This window comes from Cellulomonas sp. P4_H4 (assembly GCF_056400865.1).
The window spans coordinates 527,075-550,819 of sequence record NZ_JBFUKL010000001.1 but is presented as its reverse complement, the minus strand read 5'-3'; the positions used below and the strand labels follow the sequence as shown (position 1 = coordinate 550,819).

Genomic DNA, 23,745 nt, shown 5'->3' with positions numbered 1-23,745 from the left:
GTCACACCACCGGCACGAACGGGTCGTTGCCGGTCACGAGACCCTGCAGCCACGCAGCCCACTGGCCCCAGACGCCGGTGACCAGCGCGAGCCCGAGCACGATGAGCAGGCCACCGCCCAGGCGCATGATCGCGAGCCGGTGCCGACGCAGGAACGCCAGCGCCCGCGCGCTGCGCTCGACGCTGAACGCGACGATCAGGAACGGCAGGCCCAGTCCCAGGCAGAACGCCACCGCGAGCAGGCCGCCACGGCTCGCGGTCCCGCCGTCGAGCGACAGGGCGATGATCGCGGCGAGCGTCGGGCCGATGCAGGGCGCCCAGCCGAGGCCGAACGTGATGCCGAGCAGCGGCGCTCCCCACAGGCCTGCGCGCGGGGCGAGGTGCAGCCGGCGCTCGTTCTGCAGGAACGGGATGAACCCGAGGAACGCCAGTCCCATGACGATGACGACGACGCCGAGCACCCGCATGATCGTGTCCTGGTACTCCAGGAGCACCCCGCCGAGCGAACCCGCGAGCACCCCGAGCGCCAGGTACACGGCCGTGAACCCGGCGATGAACAGCGAGACCCCGAGCAGCAGCCGGCTCCGCTGGGGCTTCGGGACGGGCGTGCCGATCGGCCGCGTCCCGGCGGCGCCGGTCATGCCGCCGAGGTAGCCGAGGTAGGCGGGCACGAGCGGCAGGACGCACGGCGAGGCGAACGAGACCAGCCCGGCGAGCACCGCGACCGGGATGGCCAGCAGCAGCGAACCGGAGAAGATCGCCTCGCCGAAGGCGTCACCGGCGCTCGCGACGATCACGGCGCCGTGGTCGAGACGGGCTCGGCCTGCACCGGCTCCGCGACGAGCTCGTCGAGCATCGAGCGCAGGGTCGTCGGGTCGACGACGCCGAGGATCCGGCCGGCGACCATGCCGTTGCGGTCCAGCAGGATGGTCGTCGGCACCGCGTTGATCGGCACGACGCCCTCGAGGGCCGCGGTGGCCGTGCTCTCGGCGTCGTCGATGCTCGGGTAGGGGACCCCGAACGTCGTCTGGAAGGCCTGCGCGGTACCTGCGGCGTCGGTGTGGTTGATACCCAGGACGTGCACGCCCTGGTCCGCGTAGTCGGTGGACACGGCGGCCAGGTCCGGGGCCTCGGCGCGGCACGGCGGGCAGTTGGCGTACCAGGTGTTGAGCACGACGACGTCGCCCAGCCAGTCGCTGACGTCCTGCATCCCGCCCTCGTAGTCGGTTCCGCTCAGCTCGAGCGGCCCCTCGCGGTCGTCGACCGCCCAGGTGCGGGTGCTGCCGTCGCCGGACTGGTAGCCCTGCTGGGCGACGTCAGTGTCGTCGTTGCTGCTCGGGGCGCACCCGGCCAGGAGGAGGGCTGCCGCCGCGAGGGCCGCCGCGAGCCGTACGCGCACGTCAGGCTCCCGCGACGGTCGGGGTCCCCGGCAGCAGCGCGGCCGCGGGCTCGCTGTAGCCGATGCCGACCAGGGTGTCGCCGTCGTAGCGCAGGCTCGTGAGGGACGCGACGGAGCACTGACGCTTGCGCGGGTCGTGCCACAGGCGGCGGTTCTCGAGCGCGAGACGCGTGACCCAGACGGGCAGCTGGTGGCTCACGAGGATGGCCTCGTGGCCGCGCGCGAGCACGAGGGCGTCGGCGACCGCGGCGAGCATGCGCTCGACCTGCTCGGCGTACGGCTCGCCCCAGGACGGACGGAACGGGTTGCGCAGGTACGGCCAGTGCTCGGGGTGGCGCAGCGAACCGTCGCCCACGCCGAACGTCATGCCCTCGAAGTGGTTGCCCGCCTCGATGATGCGCGGCTCCGTGCCGATCTCGAGCCCGAACGCGGCAGCGATGGGCGTGGCCGTCTCCTGCGCGCGCTGCAGCGGCGAGGCGATCACGGCGACGACGTCGCGACGCGGCGGTGGCACGGCAGCGGGCGCACCGTTGAGGCGCCGTTCACCGCCGGGCAGGCCCGTAGAGGTGCCGCCGAGGTGGGCGGCAACCGTCTCGGCCATCGCGACACCGCGCTCGGACAGGCGGTATCCGGGCAGGCGGCCGTAGAGCACACCCTCGGGGTTGTGCACCTCGCCGTGCCGCATCAGGTGGATCGTTGTGGCGACCATGGGGTCAGTCTCGCAAACACTCCTGTGCGCTCAGCACGCGTCGGGCTCCCCCTCGACGTGACACGCACCACCCGTGAGGTGCAGCCGCACCGTCTCCATGGCGTCACCGAGCGCGGCGAACTGCTCCGGCGTCAGCACGTCGACCAGGTGGTCGCGCACCGACTGCACGTGCCCGGGGGCGGCCGCCACGAGCGTCTGCCAGCCCTTGTCGGTCATCGTGGCGTTCACGCCGCGGGCGTCGGACTCGCACGGCACCCGTGCGACGAGGCCCGACTCCTCCATCCGACGGATCGTGTGGGTGAGCCGGCTGCGGGAGTGCGCGACGTTGTCGGCGAGCTGCGCCATGCGCAAGGTCCGCGCGGGCGCCTCGGACAGCCGCACGAGCACCTCGTACTCGTGCGTGGACAGGCCGGACTGCGCCTCGAGCTCGTGCTCGAGCACTCCGAGGAGGCGTGCGACGCCCTGACGGAACGAGCGCCACTGCTGCTGCTGCTCGGCGGTCAGCCACACGACCTCGCGGATCTCTTGGAGAGCGTGACCCGTCTCTGTGCTCGTACTCACAACGTCTCTTCCTCGTCTTGGGGTTGCGGGGGGATCCCCAGTGTAGTACAACTTTGAACTAACAGTTTGGTTGACGCTTCAACAACACGGAGGACTTCCCATGAGCACCACCACCTCGACCGCTCTCCCCACGGGTCTGACCACCGGCACCTGGGCCGTCGACGCCTCGCACACCGAGGCGAGCTTCACGGTGCGCCACGCCGGCATCTCCAAGGTCCGGGGCACGGTCGCGCTCAGCGAGGGCGTCATCACGGTCGGCGACGACCTGGAGAACACCTCGGTCTCCGTCACGCTCGACCCCTCCACCGTCTCGACTGGCGACGCGAACCGCGACGGCCACCTCAAGAGCGGCGACTTCTTCGACGTCGAGAAGTTCGGCCAGTGGACCTTCGTCTCCACCGCCGTGCGCGAGGCCGGCAAGAAGCACGTCATCGTCGGCGACCTGACGATCCACGGCGTCACGCAGTCCGTCGAGCTCGACACCGAGTTCAACGGCACCGCGGTCGACCCGTTCGGCAACACGCGTGCCGGCTTCGAGGCCACCGTCGCGATCTCGCGCAAGGACTTCGGCCTGACCTGGAACGCGGCCCTCGAGGCCGGCGGCGTCCTGGTCGGCGACAAGGTCACCATCTCGCTCGACGTGTCGGCCATCAAGGGCTGACCCACTGCTGGGCACGACGACGGCCGGCTGCTCCTCCTTCAGGGGCGCGCCGGCCGTCGTCATGCCGAGTCACCCGTACCGGCCCGCCGCCGGTCGTGGAAGGCGAGGATCTGCAGCTCGGACGCCACGTCCACGGCCCGCAGGTCCACGTGCTCGGGAACGCGCAGCGGCCGCGGCGCGAACGTCAGGATGCCGACCACGCCCGCATCGACGAGGGCGTCGCACACCGCCTGGGCGCTGGCCGCCGGAGTGGCGATGATGCCGATGGTCGCTCCCGCGGTCCGGACCAGCTCGGCCAGATCCTCGGCCGGGTGCACGACGAGGCCACCGACGGAGGTTCCGACGACGCCCGGGTCCGTGTCGACCAGGCCCACCACCGCGAAGCCGCGCTCCGCGAACACGGAGTAGCTGGCCAACGCGTGCCCGAGGTTGCCGATGCCGACGATCACGACGCGCCGCTGGATCGAGAGGCCGAGGACGACACCGATCTGCTCCGAGAGGTGCCGCACGTCGTAGCCGACCCCGCGCCGACCGTACGAGCCGAGGAACGACAGGTCCTTGCGCAGCTGCGCGGGCGTGACACCGGCCGCCCTGGCGAGCTCGTCCGACGACGTCGTCACCACCCCGTCGAGCGCCTGCAGCGCCCACAGGTAGCCGGGCAGCCGCGCGACCGTCGACGGAGGGACCTCCCGGGCAGCCCCGTGGCCCGTCGCACCCGAGCTGCGCGCCCGGGCTCCCGTCCGCTGCGTGTCCACATCGACTCCCGCGACAGCCCTACCGACCGGTGACGCCGGATCGTGTCGTCAGGTTAGGGGTCGAGGGACGGCCCGGGTAAGGGTTCGCCGCAGACGCGCGGGATCGATCCGCCAATACCCCTGCTGGACCCCGTCCACCTCGACCACCGGGATCAGCTCTCCGAGCTCGTCGACGAGGTCCCGACCCTCGTACGGGCCTGCCTCGATGTCGACCTCGGCCCAGCCCGTGCCCGTCTCGGCGCACACGCTGCGGACGACCTCTCGTGCCTCGTCGCAGAGGTGGCACCCGGAGCGGCCGTAGAGGAGCACCCTCGTCTCCCCCGTGCCCGTGCTGTTCACCATGCGTCCACGGTAGCGACCTAGGTACCTGCGCGACCTCACAGCGTCCGTCGTTAGAGTGGAAGAGTGCGATCGGCCCCCGCGAGCTCCGTCGCCCCCGCCCCCGTCCCCCGGGAGCCAGGGGCCAGCCCGGACGGCCCCGGCACCGGCGCCTTCTTCGACGTCGACAACACGATCATCCGCGGCGCGAGTGCGTTCCACCTGGCCAAGGGCCTGTACCTGCGCGGGTTCTTCCGCAAGCGCGACCTGTTCCGGTTCGGCTTCCACCAGCTCCGGTACCTGACCTTCGGCGAGAACAAGAACCAGATCGACGAGGTCCGGCAGCGCGCGCTCGAGATCATGACCGGACACTCCGTGGCGGAGGTGACCGCGATCGCCGAGGACGTGTACGACGAGGTCTTGCTGCTGCGCATCTACCCGGGCACCCAGCGCCTGCTGGACGAGCACGTCGCGGCCGGCCACTCGGTCTGGCTGGTCACCGCGACGCCGCACGAGATCAGCGAGATCATCGCCCGCCGTCTCGGTGCCACCGGCGCGCTCGGCACGATCGCCGAGCACAAGGACGGCTACTACACCGGGCGGCTCGTCGGGGACATGCTGCACGGCCGCGCCAAGGCCGAGGCGGTCCGCGCCCTCGCGGAGAGCCACGGGATCGACCTCGCCCAGTCCTACGCCTACGGCGACTCGACGAACGACGTGCCGATCCTGTCCGAGGTCGGGTTCCCCTGTGCCATCAACCCCGACCGTCGCCTGCGCAGGCACGCCGCCGAGGTCGGTTGGCCCGTCCGTGAGTTCCGCAACCGTCGGCGCAACACGCGCCGCGGCACCGCCGTCGTCAGCCTCGCCGGCCTGGCGTGGGCGTTCGGTCTCGTCGCCCGCACCGTCCTGCGGTCCTGGCGCGGGTCGCGCGAGCTGTGATCGTCCGCCCCGCGGTCACCTCCGAGGTCCCGACGCTCGCCGAGCTCGCCGCGCTGACGTTCCCGCTCGCGTGCCCGCCCAGCTCGACCGTCGCCGACCAGCAGGCGTTCATCGCGAACGTGCTCTCGCCGGAACGGTTCACGTCGTACCTCGCCGACCCAGACCGTGCCGTGCTCGTCGCCGTGGACGCGACGGTGGGGTTCGCCCCGCTCCTGGGCTACACGATGCTCGTGTTCACGCCTCCCACCGACCCGGACGTCCAGACATCGCTGACGCTCGCGCCCTCGGCCGAGCTGTCGAAGTGCTACGTGCACCCCGACCACCACGGCGCCGGCGTCGCCCACGCACTGATGGCCGCGTCGCTCGAGGTGGCCCGCGATCGCGGTGCGGTCGGCATGTGGCTGGGCGTGAACCAGGAGAACGCCCGGGCGCGCGCGTTCTACGAGCGCTCGGGCTTCACCGTCGTCGGGACCAAGCACTTCACCGTCGGCACCCGCATCGAGGACGACTACGTCCTCGAGCGCCCCCTCTGACCGCCACCCGGCAGCGGGCACAACAAAACGGGCCCGGCGTCTGCCGAGCCCGTCGTGCTGACTCCTGCGGAGCGACCTACGCCGAGCGGACTCGGCGCGGGGTCACTTCTTGTTGCGACGCTGGTGGCGCGTCTTGCGAAGAAGCTTGCGGTGCTTCTTCTTGGCCATCCGCTTGCGACGCTTCTTGATGACGGAACCCATGGGTCCTCACTTCACTTCCGAGTGGAGGCCCGGCGGCGGGCCTGGCCTGCTTGGTGGTCGATCGATGCGCGTTCAGTCGATGCTGTTCAGTCGATCGCCCACGCACGGAGAAAGTCCGAGGCTCTACCTTACGCGATCAACAGGGCCCTCAGCGACGCGCGACCGGATCGAGCGGGACCTAGGAGCTCTTGCGACCCTCGTCGGCCACCGTCGGCTCGATCGGGAGGGACGTGGAGAGGTAGTGGTCGAGGGCGTCCTGCGGGACACGGAACGACCGGCCGACGCGAACGCCGGGCATCTCGCCCGAGTGCAGCAGGCGGTAGACGGTCATCTTGGAGACGCGCATGATCTCGGCGACCTCGACCACAGTCAGGTACCTGGGGCGGGCAGGCTGCTCGCTCATGCGTGGTCGCTCCTCAGTTCGGCCCCCGGTGACGTGCGGGGTCCGCACACCCACCGGAGGATGCCTGGTCAGCGTAGTGGCCGGTGGGACTGGAGTGAAAGGGGTGGCTGGTGGGACTCGCCCGTGCGGCCCAACGGCTCACGCCGGCGCGACCCGCCGAGTCGCTCTCAGTCCAGCTCCGGATCGAGGCCGAGCTGCGGGAAGACGGCCGCCCTGGTCGCGCGGACGGCACGGTCGACCTCGTCGCCCGGGTCGTAGCCGGACGCCCACGGGCTGAAGCGGGCGTCGCGTCCGTCGGTCATCAGATCGGGTCCGTGGCGGCCGTGCCTCTCCTGGACCAGGGCGCGCCAGGTCTCGGGGACCACCGTGGACGGGTCGACCGGTCGGTGCACGGCGATGCCCAGCAGGTGCGTCCACGACCGCGGCACGACGTCGACGAACGCATACCCTCCGCCGCCGAGGGCGATCCAGCGGCCGCCAGCGACCTCGTGCGCCAGGCCGTGCAGCATCTCGGCGGCCGTCCGCTGGCCGTCGACGCTCACGCGCAGGTGCGTCAGCGGGTCGAGCATGTGGGTGTCGCAGCCGTGCTGCGTGACCAGGACGTCCGGGGCGAACGCGCGCACGACCGCCGGGACCACCGCGTCGATCGCGCGCAGCCAGCCCGCATCTCCCGTGCCGGACGGCAGGGCGATGTTCACAGAGGTCCCCTCGGCACCGGGGCCGCCGGTGTCGCGCGGGTAGCCGGTGCCTGGGAAGCGCGCGTGGCCGGTCTCGTGGATCGACACGGTCAGCACCCGCGGGTCGTCCCAGAACACCTCCTGGACGCCGTCACCGTGGTGAGCGTCGATGTCGACGTAGGCGACGCGTTGCGCCCCCGCGTCCAGCAGCGCGCGGATGCCGACGGCGGCGTCGTTGTAGACGCAGAAGCCCGACGCGGCACCGGGCATCGCGTGGTGCAGTCCGCCCGTGACGTTGACGGCGTGCACAGCTCGCCCCTCCCAGACGGCCAGCACCGAGTCGACCGTCCCCTGCACGACGCGCGCGGTCGCCGCGTGCATGTCCGGGAAGATCGGGTCGTCGGTCGTGCCGAGGCCGTGCTCGAGGTCGATCACGCCGTCCGTCGAGGCCAGGTGCACCGCGGCGATGTAGGCCGGGTCGTGCACCGTGGCCAGCAGCTCGTCGCTCGCGATGCCCGCGTCGGCCAGCTCGATGTCGGCCGCGTCGAACAGGCCGAGGTCCTGTGCGAGCCGGATCGTCAGGTCGAGGCGCTCGGACGTCATGGGGTGCCCCTGGCCGAAGTCGTAGGCGAGCATCTCCTGCGACCACACGACGCGCACCGGTCCCGCGAGAGGCCCTTCACCTGACGCGGTCATGCGCCCACCGTCGCATCCGTTCGGGCCGGTGTCGATCGCAACTGCGCCGGGCATGCGGCGGCGTCGGTCGTTCTCGGCGCGCGCTCATGCCAGAGTGAGCCCGTCCGACAGGTGAGCGGGAGGTGTGATGGCGCGGGGTGGCCCCGGCGTGGCATGGCGGGCACGCGAGTACGTCGACCGCTCGGCACGTCATTCCCCGGCACGGCTCGCGCTCGGCGTCTTCGGGCTCGTCATCTCGGTCTTCACGGTCCTGCTCTCGACGCCGTGGGCGACGGCGAGCGGGCATCGCGCGCCGTTCGTCGACGCGTTCTTCACCGCGACCTCGGCGAGCACCGTCACCGGCCTGGTCGTCGTGCCGACCGGCTCGTACTGGTCGACCGCCGGTCTCGTCGTGATCCTCATCGCGATCCAGGTCGGCGGCCTGGGCGTCATGACGCTCGCGTCGCTGCTCGGCATGGCCGTCTCCCGGCGCATCGGCCTGACGCAGCGGCTGCTGGTGTCCTCGGAGACCAAGGAGACCCGCCTCGGCGAGGTCGGGTCTCTGATCCGGACCGTCGTCATCACGTCACTGACGCTCGAGGCGTTCATCGCCATCTTCCTGTTCCCCCGGTTCCTCATGTACGCCGAGAGCCCGGGACGAGCCGCGTGGCACTCCGTCTTCTACGCGATCTCGGCGTTCAACAACGCGGGTTTCGTGCCCACGACGTACGGCCTGGAACCCTTCGTGTCCGACTGGTGGGTCCTGATGCCCATCATCATCGGCGTGTTCATCGGCTCCCTCGGGTTCCCGGTGATCCTCAACGTGGCCAGGCACCTGCGCGAGCCGCGTCGCTGGAGCCTGCACTCCAAGCTGACGATCACGACCAGCCTCGCCCTCGTGATCGTCGGGGCCGTGCTCATCGCGGCGTTCGAGTGGACCAACCCCGACACGTTCCAGCCGCTCGACTTCAGCGGGACGACCCTCGCGGCCCTGTTCGCCGGGGTCATGCCGCGCTCGGGCGGCTTCTCGACGGTCGACGTCCACTACATGCACGAGACCACCTGGCTGGTCAACGACGCCCTCATGTTCGTCGGTGGCGGCTCCGCATCGACGGCCGGCGGCATCAAGGTGACGACGCTCGCCGTCATGCTCCTGGCGATCCTCGCGGAGGGCCGCGGCGACAAGGACGTCGAGGCGTACGGTCGCCGGATCCCGCGCGAGGCGCTGCAGGTCGCGATCGCGGTCACGATGGTCTCGGCCACGTTCGTGCTCGTCGCGTCGCTCCTCCTGCTCGCGATGACGGACCGCACGCTCGACGTGGTGCTGTTCGAGGTCATCTCCGCGTTCGCCACCTGCGGGTTGTCCACCGGCATCACACCGGAGCTCCCTGATCCGGCGAAGTACGTCCTTGCTGTACTCATGTTCATCGGCCGGACCGGCACGATGACCCTTGCGGCAGCGCTCGCGCTGCGCAACCGTCGTCGTGTGATCCGGCTACCGGAAGAGAGGCCGATCATTGGCTGACAGATTCGGCGACCTGTCCAAGGGGTCGCAGAACGCACCGCGCTCGCCCAAGAAGGACTCAGGCGTGCTGGTCATCGGGCTCGGTCGGTTCGGGTCCGCCATCGCCGCGACCCTCGACCGGCTCGGTCAGGACGTGCTCGCCGTCGAGCGCAGCCCTGAGCTCGTCGCGCAGTGGGCCGGCCGGATCGCGCTCGTGGAGGCGGACGCCGCCAACCCCGACGCCCTCGAGCAGCTCGGCGCACGCGAGTTCCCTGTCGCCGTCGTCGGCGTCGGGTCCTACCTCGAGGCCTCGGTTCTCATCACCGGGAACCTGGTCGACATCGGCGTGCCCCAGATCTGGGCGAAGGCCGTCAGCAACGAGCACGCGCGCATCCTGCAGCGGATCGGCGCGCACCACGTGGTGCTGCCCGAGGCCGACGCCGGTGCACGCGTGGCGCACCTGGTGTCCGGCAAGCTGCTCGACTACATCGAGGTCGAGGACGGGTTCACCATCGTCAAGATGCGGCCGCCCAAGGAGACCCAGGGCTTCACGCTCGCGCAGTCGAAGGTGCGCGAGCGGTACGGCGTGACGGTCGTCGGCGTGAAGAGCCCCGGCATCGACTTCGTCTACGCGACGCCGGAGACGCGTCTCTCGTCGAACGACCTGATCATCGTCTCGGGCCACGCCGACCTGCTGGAGCGGTTCGCGGCCCGGCCGTAGCGACCCGCGCGCTCCGAGGTGGGCTACTGCGTCGACTCGACGATCAGCGCGCGCAGCCGCTCCAGGACGCGCTGGTCCCCGTCGCGCTCCAGGGTCTTCCCGGCGGAACGGCCCCACAGCCACAGGTCGAGCTCCCACGCGGTCCCGCTGATCGTCGCGTCGACGTCCTGGTCGGCTCCGTCGGCCTGCGTGCCGCGGACGAGCTCGGCGCACTCCTCGTCGTACGACGTGCCCGTCCTGGGTGACGTGCCCGCGAAGCGTCCCGACGCCAGGACCCAGTCGCGCCGCGCATCCGTGGCCAGGACGCGGACGCGCGAGCCGTCCGGGGTGAACGCGGCCCAGGGCGGCAGTCCGCTGACCATGACGCCGAGCATCTCGTCGACCCCGTCTGCCGCGAGCTCGACGCCGGGATCGGTCACGGGCAGGTCCGCGGTCTGCTCGGCGTCGACCCGGTGCACCAGGGCCTCGTGCGCCTGCCTCCTGTACACCCAGCCGACGGTGCCCCCAGTCGGCGACCATGACCAGCACGGGTCCGCTGGATCACGTGCGGCGAGAGCCGCGAGCAGGGCGGCGGTCCGGGTGCGCAGGAAGGGGACCAGCTCGTCGTCGGGGCGCCGCGCGGTCTCCTCGAGGTCGTCAGGGCCCGTCGGTGCCCCGTCGACCAGGTTCGACCAGAAGTCCTGCACCTCGCCGAGGTGGTAGGCCAGGTCCGCGGCACTCCAGCCCGCACACGACGGCACGGAACGGCCGAGCGGAGCGGCCGCGAGCGCGTCGGCGGCGCGGGCGGACTCGCGTGCGATCACGACGCCGTAGTCGGCTGGCACGAACGCCGGTGCATCGGGGGTCTGCTCCACGTGCCGCACGCTAGCCGCGGCCACCGACATGCACCCACGGGAGACCGTGCGTACCGTGGCGCGTGCTCTCCGACGTGCTCCGACGCCACGGTCCAGCGCTCGCACTCGCCGCGCTCCTGGGCGGCTCGGGCGTGCTTCACCTGTGGCGGCCGCGGGTGTACCGGGGCCTCATCCCGAAGGTGCTCGGCGATCCCGGCCCGTGGGTGCTCGGCAGCGGCGTAGCCGAGCTCGCCTGCGCCGCCGCGCTCGCCGTCCCTGCGACGCGACGCGCGGGAGGGCTGGCCTCGGCCGCGCTGCTCGTCGGGGTGTTCCCGGGGAACATCACGATGGCCGTGCGTTCGCGCGGGCGGACCGGGCTCGCCGTCGTGGCATGGGCACGGCTCCCGCTGCAGGTTCCGCTCGTCGCGTGGGCCTGGAGCGTCGCGCGCGCTGCTCGCTAGAGGTCGCCCGTCAGGTAGTGCTGGAGCGTCGGCGCCACGATCCTGACCACCTCGGGGACGGACAGCGACGCGATCGGCTCGAGATGGATGAGGTTGCGCGCGAGCAGCACCCCCGCGACCTGCGAGACGACGAGGGAGACGCGCAGTCCCGGTTCGGGCCCGGGCAGCAGGCCTGCGATCTCGTCGAACACCTCCCGGCCGACGGCCCCCAGCAGCGCCTCGGCCTGCATCTCGGTCGAGCTCAGCCCTGCGAAGAGGACCCGGTAGGCAGCCCCGCCGTCCGCCTCCCACAGGTCGAGCAGGGACGTCAGCAGCCGCTCACCGAGCTCGTCGGCACCACCGGCCGTCACGGTCGCGACGAGCGTCGCGGGATCCACGTCGTCCGGGACCATGGCGGTCGCGAAGAGCTCCGGCTTGTCACGGAAGTAGTGCCGGACGAGCGCGGGATCGACCTCGGCGCGACGTGCGACCGATCGGATGCTCGCGCCGTCGTACCCCCGCTCCGCGAACTCGTCGCGCGCAGCAGCCAGGATGTCCCCGCGGGTGTCTCCGCCTGCTGGGCGCCGACCGCGCGGGCGACCCGAGTCGGTCGATCCGGCGGCGGACGTGGACATGAGTCCAGCCTAGGAGCGCCTACGAATACTGCGCGCCGAGCTCGCGAGACCGGTTCCGGGCCGCCTCCGCGGCGGCGACGATGCCCGCGCGGACGCCGTGCGCGTCGAGCACCTGGACCGCGGCGACGGTGGTGCCCCCGGGAGAGGACACGCGCTCGCGCAGCACCGCCGGGTGGTCGCCGGACTGCGCGGCGAGGGCCGCGGAGCCCTCGACGGTGGCCACCGCGAGCTTCGTCGCGACGTCCCGGCTCAGCCCGAGCAGCACGCCGGCCTCCGCCATCGCGTCGATCACGTAGAACGCGTACGCCGGGCCGGACCCGGAGATGGCGGTGACCGCGTCCATGTCCTTCTCCTCGACCCGGATCACGAGACCGGTCGCGGCGAGCATCCTCTCGACGAGCACCAGGTGCCCGACGGTCGCGTTCGTCCCGGGGGCGATCGCGCTGGCGCCCTTGCCGACGACCGCGGGGGTGTTCGGCATGACGCGGACCACCGGCGTGCCCTGCGCGAGGCGCTCCTCGTAGCTGGAGATCGGCAGGCCGGCTGCGACGCTCACGATGAGCGCGCCGCCGAGCAGCACGGGACGGATCTCGTCGAGCACCGACGCGACGACGTTCGGCTTCACGGCCAGCAGGATCACGTCCGCACGCGACGCCGCCTGTGCGTTGGACGAACCGGTGCGCACCGCGTAGCGACCGGCCAGCTCGCCGGCGCGCTGCGTCGAGCGCTCGGTGATCTCGACCCGCTCGGGCGTCCAGCCGGCGGTCAGGAGCGCGCTGAGCAGCGTCTCCCCCATCACGCCGCCGCCCAGCACCGCGACCTGCGGCGTCTCGCCCTGCTCCGTCATCGTCGTCCTCCGTCCGTGCCGCGTCCGCGACGCCGCGAGCCTACCGAGGCGTGAGACCGGAGCACCCCGGCAGACCAGCTGCCGGGGTGCTCGGGCAGGACGCGGCGGACGGAGGCTCAGCCGCCCTGCGAGGTGCCGCCCGGCATCGTGCCCGTGAACCCGGGCGGGGGCCCACCGTCGACCACAAAGCCCTGCGGTGCCTGGTCGTCGTCGCCGAGACCCGAGAGCCCGTTGCTCGTCGACGACGTCCCGGTGTCGATCGCCTGGTCGAGGTCGGCCAGCACGACCTCCTGCCCGACGGACAGGCCGTCGGTGATCTCCGTGCGCTCCGCGCCGACGGCGCCGAGCGTGACGGTGACGTCGGTCGGCGTTCCGTCCTGGAGCACCTGGACCGTCGCCGTGGTGCCGTCCACGTGCACCGCGGACGTCGGGACGGTGAGCACCTCGTCGGCACCTGCCACCGCGATCCGCACGGTCGCCGAGGCACCGTCGTAGAGCTGGACGTCCGTCGGGTCGAGCGCCAGCACGACCGTGTAGGCGGGCTCGCTGGTGGTCGACGCGTCGAGGACCCCGATGCTGGAGACCGTCCCGGTCAGCTGGGCGTCGGTGCTCGGCGTGGTGAGCTTTGCGGACTGCCCGACCTGCACGATGTCGATCTTGTTCAGGGGGACGGTCGTGGTGACCGTGTAGCCGTTCGTCCCGATGACCGTCACGACGGCGGTTGTCGACGACGCCTCCACGGAGTCACCCACGGCCAACGACACGGCCGCGACCGTGCCCGCGATCGGGCTGGTCAGTGTCGCGAACGGCAGCTTGCTCTGCGCGAGCGCGACGTTCGCCTCGGCGAGGTCGATCGCCGCCTGGTCCGCCAGGATCGTCGCCGCGGATGCTGCCGTCGTCGTGGCGTTGCCCCCCGAGGGGCTCGACGAGGACGGGGTGCTCGTGCTCGAGGTCGGCGTCGTCGTCTCCTGGGACGACGGGGTCGACGAGCCGGTCGGCGTGGTCGAGCCGCTGGGCTGCTCCGACGTGCCCGCCGCGTTCTCGATCGCGGTCTGCAGCGCAGCGACGGAGTCGTCGAGCGCCTTGGCCAGCGTGAGCAACGCCTGCTGCTGGGTGTCGGTCGCGGTCTGGGCGTCGAGCGCGCCGGACAACGCCGACTGGCAGTCGGCGAGCGCCTGCGTGACGGCGGTCGTGTCCGTCACCACCGGATCGATCGGGTCCGCCGGGTCAGCCGGGTCGGTCGGGTCCGCGGGATCCGCCGGGTCGGTCGGGTCCGCAGGGTCTGCGGGGTCCGACGATTCCGCGGGGTCCGACGAGTCCGCCGGGTCGGTCGTGTCGTCGTCGGAACCCGTGACGTCCGCCGGGACGACCGCGAGGAACGCCGCGCACGACGCCTGCGACGCCGTGACGCTCTCGCCGCTGGCCGCGAGCGCGTCGGCCGCGACCTGGTACTGGTCCAGGAGCGCCTGCTGCGCGTGCTGCACGTCCGCGACCGCCTGGGCGACCGCCGGGTCCGTGGTGTCGCCGCCGGGCTCGTCGGTCGACGGCGTCGACGGGGTGGACGCGCTGGGCTCGGGCGACGGAGTCGACGAGGAGTCGGAGCTAGGGGAGTCAGAGCTCGTCGAGTCGGAGCTCGACGAGTCGGAGCTCGACGACGTCTGCGAGTCGAGGTCGTCGCTGAGCTGCTGCTGCGCCGTGGCCAGGTCTGCCTGCGCCGCCTCCACCGCATCCTGCAGCGACTCGGTGTCGAGCGTCGCCAGCGTGTCGCCGGCGACGACCACCTGACCGACGGTCACGTTCACGGTCGCGACGGTGCCGCCCACCGAGAACGACGCGTCCCGACGCGTCGCGGACGCGATCGTGCCGACCGAGTCGATGAGCTGCTCGACGCTGGACTTCTCGGCGGCGACGGTCCGGTAGCGGGAGTCCTCGCCGCCGGTCACGGCGAGGGCGACCCCGCCGCCGGCCGCGACGAGCACGACCGCACCGACGGTGCCGAGCACGACGATCCGACGACGACGGGCGCGACGCCGGGCCGCCAGGGAGGGCCTCACCGACTCAGGCATGGGTCGTGCCTTCCTGCTGGTCGTCCTGCCCCGAACCGCCGGGACCGGTGCCGCCGGGACCGCCGTTGAACACGAACCCGCTGGTGCACGAGCCGTCGGTCGGGGCGGAGATGCTCACGGTCGTCGCGGTGACCTTGCCGCTGTCGTCGGCCTCTCCGCGTGCGGTCGCACACTGGCCGACGACGACCGCGGTCGCGTCCGCGGCCTGCGTGCGCGTGTAGGTGGTGTCGGCCGAGACGGTGACCGTCCGGCCGGTCGTGGTCGCGTCGGAACCTGTCGTCTCGACCGTCAGGGTGCTGCCGTCGACCGCGGTGACCTTGCCGCTCGCGCCTCCGCCGAACATGCGCAGCCGGCCGTCGGACCCCCCGTCCGGCGCACCGGACGGGCGGGTGCCGTCGGCGGGCATCGACGGGGCATCGGTGGGTGCCCCGTCCGGGAGGTCACCTCCGCCGCCGCCGGGACCGCCGCCGAACCCGCCGCCGAGCGACGGCGTGCACGTGCCATCGTCAGCCGGCTCCGTGATCCGGATGGTCGTCGCGGCGACGGGCGTCGAGTCGTCGGTCGACGCATCGCCGGACGAGTCCGTGGTCGGCGCCGCGACGGCCACCACGCAGGTTCCGACGGTCACGTCGGACAGCGATGCGGCCACCTGAGCGGTGAAGGTGGTGCTGTCGGTCCAGGTCACGGCCGTCTGCGAGTCCGTGCTGCGCAGCTGCATGACCGTGCCGTTGACGGAGGCGATCTCACCGGACGCGCCACCGCCACCGGGGCCGTCCTGCTGGGAACGCTGCGGGCCGCTGTCGTCGCCGGAACCGGCGTCGGCGGTGCTGGCCGCCGAGGGGGCAGCGGCCGCCGGCTCGGTGCCGCCGGTGCAGGCACCGAGCAGCAGGACGCTCGCCGCCGCGAGGGTGGGTAGCAGCAGTGCATTGCGGAGTCGGGTGGACATCAGGGGGCTCCTTGGGTGGGTCATTCCGCGCGCAGCGCGTCGATGGGGGCCAGTCGCGCGGCGCGCGTGGCGGGGTAGACGCCGAAGACGAGTCCGATGCCCATGGCGACCACCACGGCACCGACGACGGCGGCACCGGACACGACGACCGAGGTGTCGAGCAGGTTGGGCAGGACCTGGGCCGCGACGATGCCAAGGGCGGCACCGAGCAGCCCACCGGACAGGCCGAGCACGGTGGCCTCGACCAGGAACTGCCGACGGATGGCCCACGGCGGGGCGCCGAGCGCCTTGCGCAGACCGATCTCGCGGGTCCGCTCGGTGACCGAGACGAGCATGATGTTCATGACGCCGATGCCGCCGACGAGCAGCGACAGGGCCGCGATCCCGGTGAGCAGGACGGTGAGCGTCTTGTAGACGGCCGTCGCCGTGGACACGAGCGCGTCCTGGCTGTTGATCGTGAAGTCGGCGCTCGCCGAGTCGGTGATGCCGTGCAGGTTCAGCAGGAGCGTCTCGGCCTCCTGGTAGGCGGCGTTGAGCTGGTCGGTCGAGGCGGCCTGGACGTAGATCGTCGAGACCGCGTTCCGGCTCAGTCCGCCCGTGACGGTGTCCGCCGCCGTCGACATCGGCAGGACCGCGACGTCGTCGAGGTCGCTGTCGCCGGACGCTCCTTCGGCCTCCAGCACGCCGACGACCTGCAGCTCGGTCCCGTTCACCGTGACCGTCTGCCCGACCACGCGGGTGGTGCCGAACAGCTCCTGCGCGGTCTCGGGCCCTAGCACGACGACCGCCGCGCGGTTCGCCTCGTCCTCGGCCGTGAAGAACGCGCCGCTCGCGACCGTGCGGCCCCGCACGTCCAACCACTCGGTCGTCGTGCCGGTGACCGTGGTGGTCCAGTTGGTGTCGTTGGCCTCGAGCGACGCGTTCGTCGTCTTCTCGGCCGCGACGGCCCCGATGTCCGGTGCGTTCACCGACGACGCGAGCGCCTCGGCGTCGGCCGTTGTCAGGGTGGTGCGTGAGCCGAAGCCGCCGCGCACGCCCTCGGCGGTCGTGCTGCTGCCGGGCCGGACGATCAGCAGGTTGCTGCCCAGCTCGCTGATCTGCGCGCTGACGTCCTTCTGCGTGCCGAGCCCGAGGCCGACCGTGAGGATCACCGCGGCGATGCCGATGAGGATGCCGAGCACGGTGAGGATCGAGCGGAGCGCGTGCGTGTGCACGGCGGCCCACCCGGTGCGGAAGGTCTCCGTCCAGGTCATCGCGCACCGCCGTCCGACGTGACGACGCCGTCCATGACGCGCACCACCCGCTCGGCACGCTCGGCCACGTCGGCCTCGTGCGTGATGAGCACGATGGTCCGGCCCTGGGCGTGCAGCTCGTCGAAGAGGCCGAGGATCTCGTGGGTCGACGACGAGTCGAGGTTGCCCGTCGGTTCGTCGGCGAGGAGGAGCGCCGGTTCGCCGACGAGGGCGCGGGCCACCGCGACACGCTGCTGCTGGCCGCCCGACAGCTCGCCGGGACGGTTCGCCAGCCGGTCGCCGAGACCGACCCGCTCGAGCGCGGCGGTCGCCCGTCGCTTGCGTTCGGTGCCGTGCACCCGGCCGTAGACCAGCGGCAGCTCCACGTTGCGCAGCGCCGACAGCGACGGCAGCAGGTTGAACTGCTGGAACACGAAGCCGATGCGACGGTTGCGGATGTCCGCGAGGTCGATCTCGTCGAGCTCGCTCACGTCCTCACCGGCCAGGTGGTACGTGCCGCGGCTCAGCATGTCCAGGCAGCCGAGGATATTCATGAGCGTCGACTTGCCCGACCCCGAGGGGCCCATCACGGCGACGTACTCGCCCTGCTCGATGCGCAGGTCGACACCGCGGAGGGCCTCGAACTCGATGCTGCCCGACGTGTAGGTCTTGCCGACGCCGGCGAGGTCGATGACCGGGTGGACGTCGGTGGCCGGCGCCTCGTCGTAGAACGGAAGGGTCAGCTCAGCCATTGGTCGGACCGCCCTGCTGGACCTGGGGACCCGTGTCGGTGCCGCCACCGGGGCCGCCCTGGAAGAACTGCCCGCCGCCGGGAAGCTCCCCCTGCTGCTGGGTGTCCCGTCCCGTCCCGCCGGACCCGGGGGTGAACACGGCCAGCACGACCTCGTCGCCCTCGGCCAGGCCCTCGGTGATCTCGGTGAGGTTCCCCGACGTCTCCCCGACCGTCACGTCGACCGTGCTGGTCGTGCCGTCCGCGGCCTGCACGTCGACCGTCGACTTCCCGTCGGTCGTGGTGACCGCCAGGCTCGGGACGGTGAGCACGTCCGTGCGGCGCTCGTAGATGAGCTTCACGTCCGCGCTGACGCCGTCGTGCAGGCCCTCCTGGTCGCCCGTGACCGCGACCGTGACCGGGTAGGCAGCGACACCCGTGTCGCTCGTCGACAGCAGGCCGATCTCGCTGATCGTGCCGAAGACCGGCGTCGTCGCACCGTCGAGCGTGACCTCCGCCTGGTCGCCGACCGCGACGAGCGCGACGTCCGCGTCGGAGACCGTGACGTCGACCTCCCAGGTGTCGGTCGCGACGATCGTGAATTGCGCGGTCGAGGAGTCGGAGGCACCGCTCGGGCTCTGGCTCGACCCCACGGCGTCCCCGACCTCGAGGGTGACCGCCGTCAGCAGGCCGGCGACGGGCGCGACCAGGATCGCGCCGCTCAGCGCGGTCTGGGCGGTGTCCACGCCCGCCTGCGCGACGTCGACCTGGGCCTGCGCGGCCGCGATCTGAGCGTCGCTCGTCGTCGAGCCGGTGTCGGCGTCCTCCGCGTCGGAGAGCCGGGCCCGCGCGCTGGCCAGCGTCGACTTCGCCTGCAGCAGGTCAGCCTCGAGCTGGAGGGTGTCGACGGTCGCCAGCGTCTGCCCGACCGTGACCGTCTGCCCGACAGCGACCGGCACCGAGGTGACCGTCCCGCTGACCTCGAAGCTGACGTCCTGCTGCACGCTCGGCGTGAGCGTCCCGGAGGCGGCGACCGACTTCTCCATCGTCGTCAGGCTCGCCGCGACCGTCCGGGTGACCTGGTCCTCCGTCGCCGCAGAGGCGTCCCGGATCCCGAACCACCAGATGGCGGTCGCGACGACAGCCACGATCACCACCGCGCCGAGCGTCCGCGTCAGCGGACCCGTCCGCGTCCATACGCGCTGCATGTTCTTCCCTCACGTCTAGGACCAGGTTGATCAACCTGGCCGAACGTAGGGAGGCGCCCTGGACCGCTCGTAGCACGGACCTGTGGCTGACCTGTGAGAACGCGCTCGTAGGGCCCGCGTGTACGGACGTCGCGGGGTCTTACGACGACGGGAGCAGGAGGCCGTCGCGGACCAGGCCGCGGGCCGACGGGAGGATGTCCGCGGCGACCGCGTCGGCGCCCACCTCCAGGAGCGCGCCCAGCGCGTTGACGATCTGCCCGACCGAGAGCTCGCCGTCGCACGCGCCGACGAACCCCGCGAGCGCGGTGCCCGCCTGGACGGCCCGGCCGAACCCGCCGCCCTGACGTAGCAGGACCACCTGCGGGTCGGGGTCGCCAGGGGTCAGGTAGCGCTCGTCCGTGACGTCCGACGACACGACCAGGTAGGAGTCCAGCAGCCCCTCGTCGTCGTGGAGCTCGAGCCAGTCGTGCGCGGCGAGCGACGCCGCGATCGCGGTGCCGAGCGGCTGACGCACGGTTCCGGTGACCTCTTCGAGCCGGCGCAACGACGGAGCACCCGCCAGCGGCTTGCGCAGCGTCAGGAAGCCGAAGCCGATGGCCTCGACGTCCCGCGAGTCGAAGTCGTCGAGCCACTGGCCGTACCGGTCGGCCCAGGCGCCGCGGTCGCGGTCGGGAGTCGTCCCGCCGTCGCGGATCCACGTCTCGGCGTACTGGGCGGGGTCCTGCAGCTCGCGCTGGACCACCCAGCCGTCGAGGCCCGACGCGTCCAGCCACGAGCCCACGCGGTCCTGCCACTGCTCGCCGCGGCGGACCTCCCAGTTGCCGAGCAGCTGTGCGACCCCGCCCGGGGCCAGCACCTCGGCGACTCCCTCGACGAGCTCGCTCACGATCGCGTCGCCCGCCCGACCACCGTCTCGGTACTCGTACGCGGGCATGCCCGGGGTGCGGGGCGTGATGACGAACGGCGGGTTGCTGACGACGAGGTCGAAGCGCTCGTCGGCGACGGGTTCGAGCATCGAGCCGGATCGCAGCTCGAGCGAGACACCGGCCAGCAGCGCGTTGAACCGGGAGAACTCGAGCGCGCGGCCGGAGATGTCGGTGCCGATGACGTGCGACGAGTGCCGGGACGCGTGCAGCGCCTGGATGCCGCAGCCGGTGCCTAGGTCGAGCACGAGGGAGCGCTCGTCGCGGACCGTGACCTGAGCGAGCGTGGTCGACGCACCGCCGACGCCGAGCACGTGGTCGGTGCGCAGGGCGTGCCCGGTCGCCAGCTCGCCCAGGTCGGACGCGATCCACCAGTCGACCTCCCCGCGGCCGTCGACCGCGGTGTACGGGCGCAGGTCGACCAGTGCGCGCACGTCGTCGCCGTCGGCCCGGAGCAGGCCGAGGCGAGCGGCACCGTCGACGCCCAGCCGAGGCAGGGCGCGTCCGACAGCCCGGGCGGAGACGACGCCACCCAGCAGGAACGCCCGGACGAGCACCGCGACCGGCTCGTCGGAACCCGCGGTGGCCCGCAGCGCGGGGACGGGCTCCTCGCGGTGCAGGGCGTCGGACGCGACCGGCCCGAGCACCTCCTCGACCCCCGCGACGCCGTAGCCCGCGGCCGTCAGGTCGTCGCGGAGCCGGTCGATCAGGGTGAGGTCGTGTTCCACGCGCCCCAGTGTGTCAGCGCAGGTCGACGACGATCGGCCGGTGGTCGCTGCCCGCCTCGACCGCCGCGCCGGCGGGCACGAACGCGCCGGTCAGGACGAGGTCGGCGGTCGGGATCACGGCGTCGATCCGCTGCCGAGGCTCGACCGCGGGGAACGTGGGACCGGTCGGCACCGCCGCGGAGCCGAGATGGGCCACCAGCCGCGCCCACGCCGGACCGTCGGGCCGCTCGTTGATGTCGCCGAGCACCACCGTCGTTTTGGTCGGGACGACCTCGTCCAGGAGCAGCTGCAGGTGCGCCGCCCGCTCGGTCCGGACGAGCGAGAGGTGGACGACGACGATCGTCACGCCGTCGACCACGGCGACCGAGGCGCCGCGCCGGGTCCGCCCCGGGCGCCAGGGCAGCCGGACGGCGTGCGCGGAGTGCACGGGCAGGCCTCGGACCAGCAGCGCCGTCGTCCGCGCACCGAACCCGTTCACCACCGGGACCATGCCGACCGCGGACCCGAACTTGCGCATCCGGAGCCGACCGAACAGCCCGCGCGGCGGCTCCTGGACGGCCAGAACGTGAGGCGCGGCGTCGCGCACCACCGTCGCGGCGGCGGTCGCCGACAGGTGCAGACCCTTGAGGTTGTAGGTCATGAGCCTCATGCGCGGAGCAGGGTCACGGTCGGGTTGCACCTACGACACCATAGCGACGCCCCCGGTCGTGGTGACCCGGGGGCGTCGCTGGTCGTCCTTCGTCAGCTTGCGAGCAGCTTCTCAGCCTCGCGCGTCAGGTCGTCCTTGTCGTCGCGCGCGGCCCGCAGACGGGACGCGACGACCGCACCGAACGCGATCAGGGCGGCGGCCGCCGCGATCCCCAGCCGCAGAGCCGGGTTGGCGTCGTCGCCCACCGACACGGCCACGACGGCCGGGGCGATGAGCAGCGCGACCAGGTTCATGACCTTGATCAGCGGGTTGATGGCCGGGCCGGCGGTGTCCTTGAACGGGTCGCCGACCGTGTCGCCGATGACCGCCGCCGCGTGGGCGTCAGACCCCTTGCCGCCGAAGTTGCCGTCCTCGACGATCTTCTTCGCGTTGTCCCAGGCGCCACCGGAGTTGGCCAGGAAGACGGCCATGAGGACACCGGTCGCGATGGCCCCGCCGAGGAACCCGGCGAGCGGGCCGACGCCGAGGCCGAACCCGACCGCGATCGGTGCGAACGCCGCCAGGAGGCCGGGGGTGGCCAGCTCGCGCAGCGAGTCGCGCGTGCAGATGTCGACCACGCGGCCGTACTCGGGACGGACCTCGTAGGTCATGATCCCGGGGTTCTCACGGAACTGGCGGCGCACCTCGAACACGATGGCGCCGGCGGCGCGGGTCACCGCGTCGATGGCCAGGCCCGAGAACAGGAACACCGTCGCGCCGCCGAGGATGACTCCCACGAGGGTGACCGGGCTGATGATCTCGTAGTTGACCATGGCCTGAACGATGTCCGAGCCGGGAACTGCGTCGCCGCGCTCCCACGTGGGCAGGGCCTCCCGGATCGACGACACGACTGCCTCCGCGTACGAGCCGAAGAGCGCGGTCGCGGCGAGCACGGCCGTGGCGATCGCGATGCCCTTGGTGACCGCCTTGGTGGTGTTGCCGACGGCGTCCAGGTCCGTGAGGATCTGCGCGCCCTCGGGCGTCACGTCGCCGGACATCTCGGCGATGCCCTGAGCGTTGTCGCTCACGGGGCCGAACGTGTCCATCGCGACGATGACGCCGACGGTGGTGAGCAGGCCGCAGCCGGCGAGCGCGATGAGGAACAGGGCCAGGCCGATCGAGCCGCCGGCCAGCAGGAAGACCCCGCAGATCGCCGCCGCGATGATGCCCGCGGTGTAGACGGCGGACTCGAAGCCGACGCCGATGCCGGACAGGACGACCGTGGCCGCACCGGTGAGCGTCGTGCGCGCGACGTGCAGCGTGGGCTTGCTCGTCGTGCCGGTGAAGTACCCGGTGACCCACAAGATGATGCCCGCCAGGACGACACCGATGGCGACCGCGACGGACGCGATGAGCCGCGGGTCACCCCCGTGGTCGGCCAGTGCTGCGGCGACCCCGTCGATGGCCCCGAACGTCGACGGGAGGTAGGTGAAGGCAGCGACCGCGGAGAGCAGGACCCCGACGAGCGCCGCGATGTAGAAGCCGCGGTTGATCGCGGTCAGTCCGGACTCGGCACCGCGGACGCGCGTGATGGCGACGCCCAGCACGGCGACGATCGCGCCGATCGCGGTGACGATCAGGGGGAAGACGAGACCTTGCTCGCCGAACGCGGCCTTGCCCAGGATGAGCGCCGCGACGAGCGTGACCGCGTAGGACTCGAACAGGTCCGCCGCCATGCCGGCGCAGTCACCGACGTTGTCGCCCACGTTGTCGGCGATCGTGGCTGCGTTGCGCGGGTCGTCCTCGGGGATGTGCTTCTCCACCTTGCCGACGAGGTCGGCGCCGACGTCGGCAGCCTTGGTGAAGATGCCGCCGCCGACCCGCATGAACATGGCGAGCAGCGCGGCGCCGAAGCCGAAGCCCTCGAGCACCGCGGGCGCCTCACCCTTGTAGATGAGGACGACCGACGACGCGCCGAGCAGGCCGAGACCGACGACGCTCATGCCGACGAAGCCGCCTGTCCGGAACGCGATGCGCGCCCCTTCGGCCCGCCCGCCCTCCTGGGACGCGGCCGCGGCGACCCGGACGTTCGCCCGCGTCGCGAGCCACATGCCCAGGTACCCGATCGTCGCCGAGAACACGGCTCCGATCAGGAAGAAGACCGAACGCCCGACCTTGACGCCGCTGTCGCCCGGCAGCAGGAACAGGAGTGCGCAGACGACGACCGCGAAGACCGCCAGGGTGCGGAACTGCCGGCTCAGGTACGCCGACGCCCCCTCCTGCACGGCCTTGGCGATGTCCTGCATCTTCTCCGTGCCCTCGCTCGCCGCGAGCACCTGCCGACGAAGTACGACAGCGATGACCAGTGACACGACGGCGATCGCCGCGATGACGCCGACGATCGTGAGGCTCGTGGACCCGAGCTCGACCATGCATCCTCCTCGACACCGCGCGGACCCCCCGGACCGCGCCCT

26 protein-coding genes are annotated in these 23,745 nt (G+C 72.1%); 6 read left to right on the top strand and 20 right to left on the bottom strand.

The genetic code is table 11. The features are described from left to right. Window position 1: 1 nt before the first annotated feature. From AC1DPN_RS02790 to AC1DPN_RS02775, 4 genes are read right to left on the bottom strand one after another with little or no spacing between them, the layout of a single operon-like run. Window positions 2-796, bottom strand: coding sequence for a cytochrome c biogenesis CcdA family protein (locus AC1DPN_RS02790; RefSeq protein ID WP_477083192.1), 795 nt, complete (start codon window positions 794-796; stop codon window positions 2-4). Beyond that, window positions 793-1,398, bottom strand: a complete 606-nt coding sequence (locus tag AC1DPN_RS02785; RefSeq protein ID WP_477083191.1) for a TlpA family protein disulfide reductase — start codon at window positions 1,396-1,398, stop codon at window positions 793-795. The genes AC1DPN_RS02790 and AC1DPN_RS02785 overlap by 4 nt, the downstream gene beginning before the upstream one ends. A 1-nt stretch (window position 1,399) precedes the next feature. Next, window positions 1,400-2,107, bottom strand: a complete 708-nt coding sequence (locus AC1DPN_RS02780) for a histidine phosphatase family protein (RefSeq protein WP_477083190.1) — start codon at window positions 2,105-2,107, stop codon at window positions 1,400-1,402. Between the two features lie 30 nt (window positions 2,108-2,137). Next, window positions 2,138-2,668, bottom strand: a complete 531-nt coding sequence (locus AC1DPN_RS02775) for a MarR family winged helix-turn-helix transcriptional regulator (RefSeq protein ID WP_477083189.1) — start codon at window positions 2,666-2,668, stop codon at window positions 2,138-2,140. Between the two features lie 100 nt (window positions 2,669-2,768). On the opposite strand from AC1DPN_RS02775, the gene AC1DPN_RS02770 reads away from it, so the two are divergent. Further along, a complete protein-coding gene (locus AC1DPN_RS02770; protein WP_477083188.1) occupies window positions 2,769-3,329 on the top strand; it encodes a YceI family protein in 561 nt (186 codons plus the stop codon). Between the two features lie 59 nt (window positions 3,330-3,388). On the opposite strand, the gene AC1DPN_RS02765 is transcribed toward AC1DPN_RS02770, so the two are convergent. Together AC1DPN_RS02765 and AC1DPN_RS02760 are read right to left on the bottom strand one after the other, a co-directional pair. Further along, entirely contained in the window at window positions 3,389-4,084 is a 696-nt protein-coding gene (locus tag AC1DPN_RS02765) for a redox-sensing transcriptional repressor Rex (protein ID WP_477083187.1), read from the bottom strand. A gap of 48 nt (window positions 4,085-4,132) precedes the next feature. Beyond that, window positions 4,133-4,426, bottom strand: a complete 294-nt coding sequence (locus AC1DPN_RS02760) for a glutaredoxin family protein (protein ID WP_477083186.1) — start codon at window positions 4,424-4,426, stop codon at window positions 4,133-4,135. Window positions 4,427-4,489: 63 nt separating this feature from the next. Here AC1DPN_RS02760 and AC1DPN_RS02755 point away from each other — a divergent pair, with 63 nt between their 5' ends. Together AC1DPN_RS02755 and AC1DPN_RS02750 are read left to right on the top strand one after the other, a co-directional pair. Continuing rightward, window positions 4,490-5,341 carry an HAD family hydrolase gene (locus AC1DPN_RS02755; protein WP_477083185.1) on the top strand — a complete coding sequence of 284 codons (852 nt, stop codon included), beginning with the start codon at window positions 4,490-4,492 and terminating at the stop codon, window positions 5,339-5,341. After that, entirely contained in the window at window positions 5,338-5,874 is a 537-nt protein-coding gene (locus AC1DPN_RS02750; protein WP_477083184.1) for an N-acetyltransferase family protein, read from the top strand. Before AC1DPN_RS02755 ends, AC1DPN_RS02750 begins: the two co-directional genes overlap by 4 nt. A gap of 102 nt (window positions 5,875-5,976) precedes the next feature. Here the strand turns inward: AC1DPN_RS02750 and AC1DPN_RS02745 are convergent, their stop codons facing one another. From AC1DPN_RS02745 to AC1DPN_RS02735, 3 genes are all read right to left on the bottom strand, one after another. Next, window positions 5,977-6,075, bottom strand: coding sequence for a 30S ribosomal protein bS22 (locus AC1DPN_RS02745; protein ID WP_003792170.1), 99 nt, complete (start codon window positions 6,073-6,075; stop codon window positions 5,977-5,979). Between the two features lie 178 nt (window positions 6,076-6,253). Beyond that, entirely contained in the window at window positions 6,254-6,478 is a 225-nt protein-coding gene (locus AC1DPN_RS02740) for a helix-turn-helix domain-containing protein (protein ID WP_477083183.1), read from the bottom strand. Between the two features lie 167 nt (window positions 6,479-6,645). After that, complete coding sequence (locus AC1DPN_RS02735) at window positions 6,646-7,851, bottom strand: acetoin utilization protein AcuC (RefSeq protein ID WP_477083182.1); 1,206 nt, start codon at window positions 7,849-7,851, stop codon at window positions 6,646-6,648. A 127-nt stretch (window positions 7,852-7,978) separates the two neighbouring features. Here AC1DPN_RS02735 and AC1DPN_RS02730 point away from each other — a divergent pair, with 127 nt between their 5' ends. Beyond that, window positions 7,979-9,355, top strand: coding sequence for a TrkH family potassium uptake protein (locus AC1DPN_RS02730; protein ID WP_477083181.1), 1,377 nt, complete (start codon window positions 7,979-7,981; stop codon window positions 9,353-9,355). Next, window positions 9,348-10,055, top strand: a complete 708-nt coding sequence (locus AC1DPN_RS02725; RefSeq protein ID WP_477083180.1) for a potassium channel family protein — start codon at window positions 9,348-9,350, stop codon at window positions 10,053-10,055. The genes AC1DPN_RS02730 and AC1DPN_RS02725 overlap by 8 nt, the downstream gene beginning before the upstream one ends. 23 nt (window positions 10,056-10,078) lie before the next feature. Here AC1DPN_RS02725 and AC1DPN_RS02720 read toward each other — a convergent pair whose 3' ends face one another. Then, window positions 10,079-10,909: a maleylpyruvate isomerase N-terminal domain-containing protein gene (locus tag AC1DPN_RS02720; protein WP_477083179.1), complete on the bottom strand. Its 831-nt coding sequence runs from the start codon at window positions 10,907-10,909 to the stop codon at window positions 10,079-10,081. Between the two features lie 62 nt (window positions 10,910-10,971). Between AC1DPN_RS02720 and AC1DPN_RS02715 the strand changes: the two genes are divergently transcribed. Continuing rightward, complete coding sequence (locus tag AC1DPN_RS02715) at window positions 10,972-11,349, top strand: DoxX family protein (RefSeq protein WP_477083178.1); 378 nt, start codon at window positions 10,972-10,974, stop codon at window positions 11,347-11,349. Here AC1DPN_RS02715 and AC1DPN_RS02710 read toward each other — a convergent pair. The 10 genes from AC1DPN_RS02710 to AC1DPN_RS02665 form a co-directional block, all read right to left on the bottom strand. Continuing rightward, entirely contained in the window at window positions 11,346-11,963 is a 618-nt protein-coding gene (locus tag AC1DPN_RS02710; protein WP_477083177.1) for a TetR/AcrR family transcriptional regulator, read from the bottom strand. The genes AC1DPN_RS02715 and AC1DPN_RS02710 overlap by 4 nt on opposite strands. Window positions 11,964-11,982: 19 nt before the next feature. Continuing rightward, window positions 11,983-12,810: a pyrroline-5-carboxylate reductase gene (gene proC / locus AC1DPN_RS02705; protein ID WP_477083176.1), complete on the bottom strand. Its 828-nt coding sequence runs from the start codon at window positions 12,808-12,810 to the stop codon at window positions 11,983-11,985. A gap of 116 nt (window positions 12,811-12,926) precedes the next feature. Then, a complete protein-coding gene (locus AC1DPN_RS02700; protein WP_477083175.1) occupies window positions 12,927-14,876 on the bottom strand; it encodes a hypothetical protein in 1,950 nt (649 codons plus the stop codon). Continuing rightward, window positions 14,869-15,822 (bottom strand): hypothetical protein, encoded by a 954-nt coding sequence (locus AC1DPN_RS02695; RefSeq protein WP_477083174.1) that lies wholly within the window; start codon window positions 15,820-15,822, stop codon window positions 14,869-14,871. The genes AC1DPN_RS02700 and AC1DPN_RS02695 overlap by 8 nt, the downstream gene beginning before the upstream one ends. Before the next feature lie 20 nt (window positions 15,823-15,842). Next, window positions 15,843-17,075 (bottom strand): ABC transporter permease, encoded by a 1,233-nt coding sequence (locus AC1DPN_RS02690; RefSeq protein WP_477083173.1) that lies wholly within the window; start codon window positions 17,073-17,075, stop codon window positions 15,843-15,845. Further along, window positions 17,072-17,806 (bottom strand): ABC transporter ATP-binding protein, encoded by a 735-nt coding sequence (locus tag AC1DPN_RS02685; RefSeq protein WP_477083172.1) that lies wholly within the window; start codon window positions 17,804-17,806, stop codon window positions 17,072-17,074. Before AC1DPN_RS02685 ends, AC1DPN_RS02690 begins: the two co-directional genes overlap by 4 nt. Beyond that, entirely contained in the window at window positions 17,799-18,992 is a 1,194-nt protein-coding gene (locus AC1DPN_RS02680) for an efflux RND transporter periplasmic adaptor subunit (protein ID WP_477083171.1), read from the bottom strand. The genes AC1DPN_RS02685 and AC1DPN_RS02680 overlap by 8 nt, the downstream gene beginning before the upstream one ends. Before the next feature lie 139 nt (window positions 18,993-19,131). Then, the gene (locus AC1DPN_RS02675) at window positions 19,132-20,643 is read right to left on the bottom strand and encodes a DUF7059 domain-containing protein (protein WP_477083170.1); all 1,512 of its coding nucleotides are present in this window, start codon (window positions 20,641-20,643) and stop codon (window positions 19,132-19,134) included. 13 nt (window positions 20,644-20,656) lie between these two features. Beyond that, the gene (locus AC1DPN_RS02670; RefSeq protein ID WP_477083169.1) at window positions 20,657-21,292 is read right to left on the bottom strand and encodes an endonuclease/exonuclease/phosphatase family protein; all 636 of its coding nucleotides are present in this window, start codon (window positions 21,290-21,292) and stop codon (window positions 20,657-20,659) included. 92 nt (window positions 21,293-21,384) lie between these two features. Continuing rightward, on the bottom strand, window positions 21,385-23,703 hold the full coding sequence (locus AC1DPN_RS02665; RefSeq protein ID WP_477083168.1) for a sodium-translocating pyrophosphatase: 2,319 nt from the start codon (window positions 23,701-23,703) through the stop codon (window positions 21,385-21,387). Window positions 23,704-23,745 lie beyond the last annotated feature (42 nt).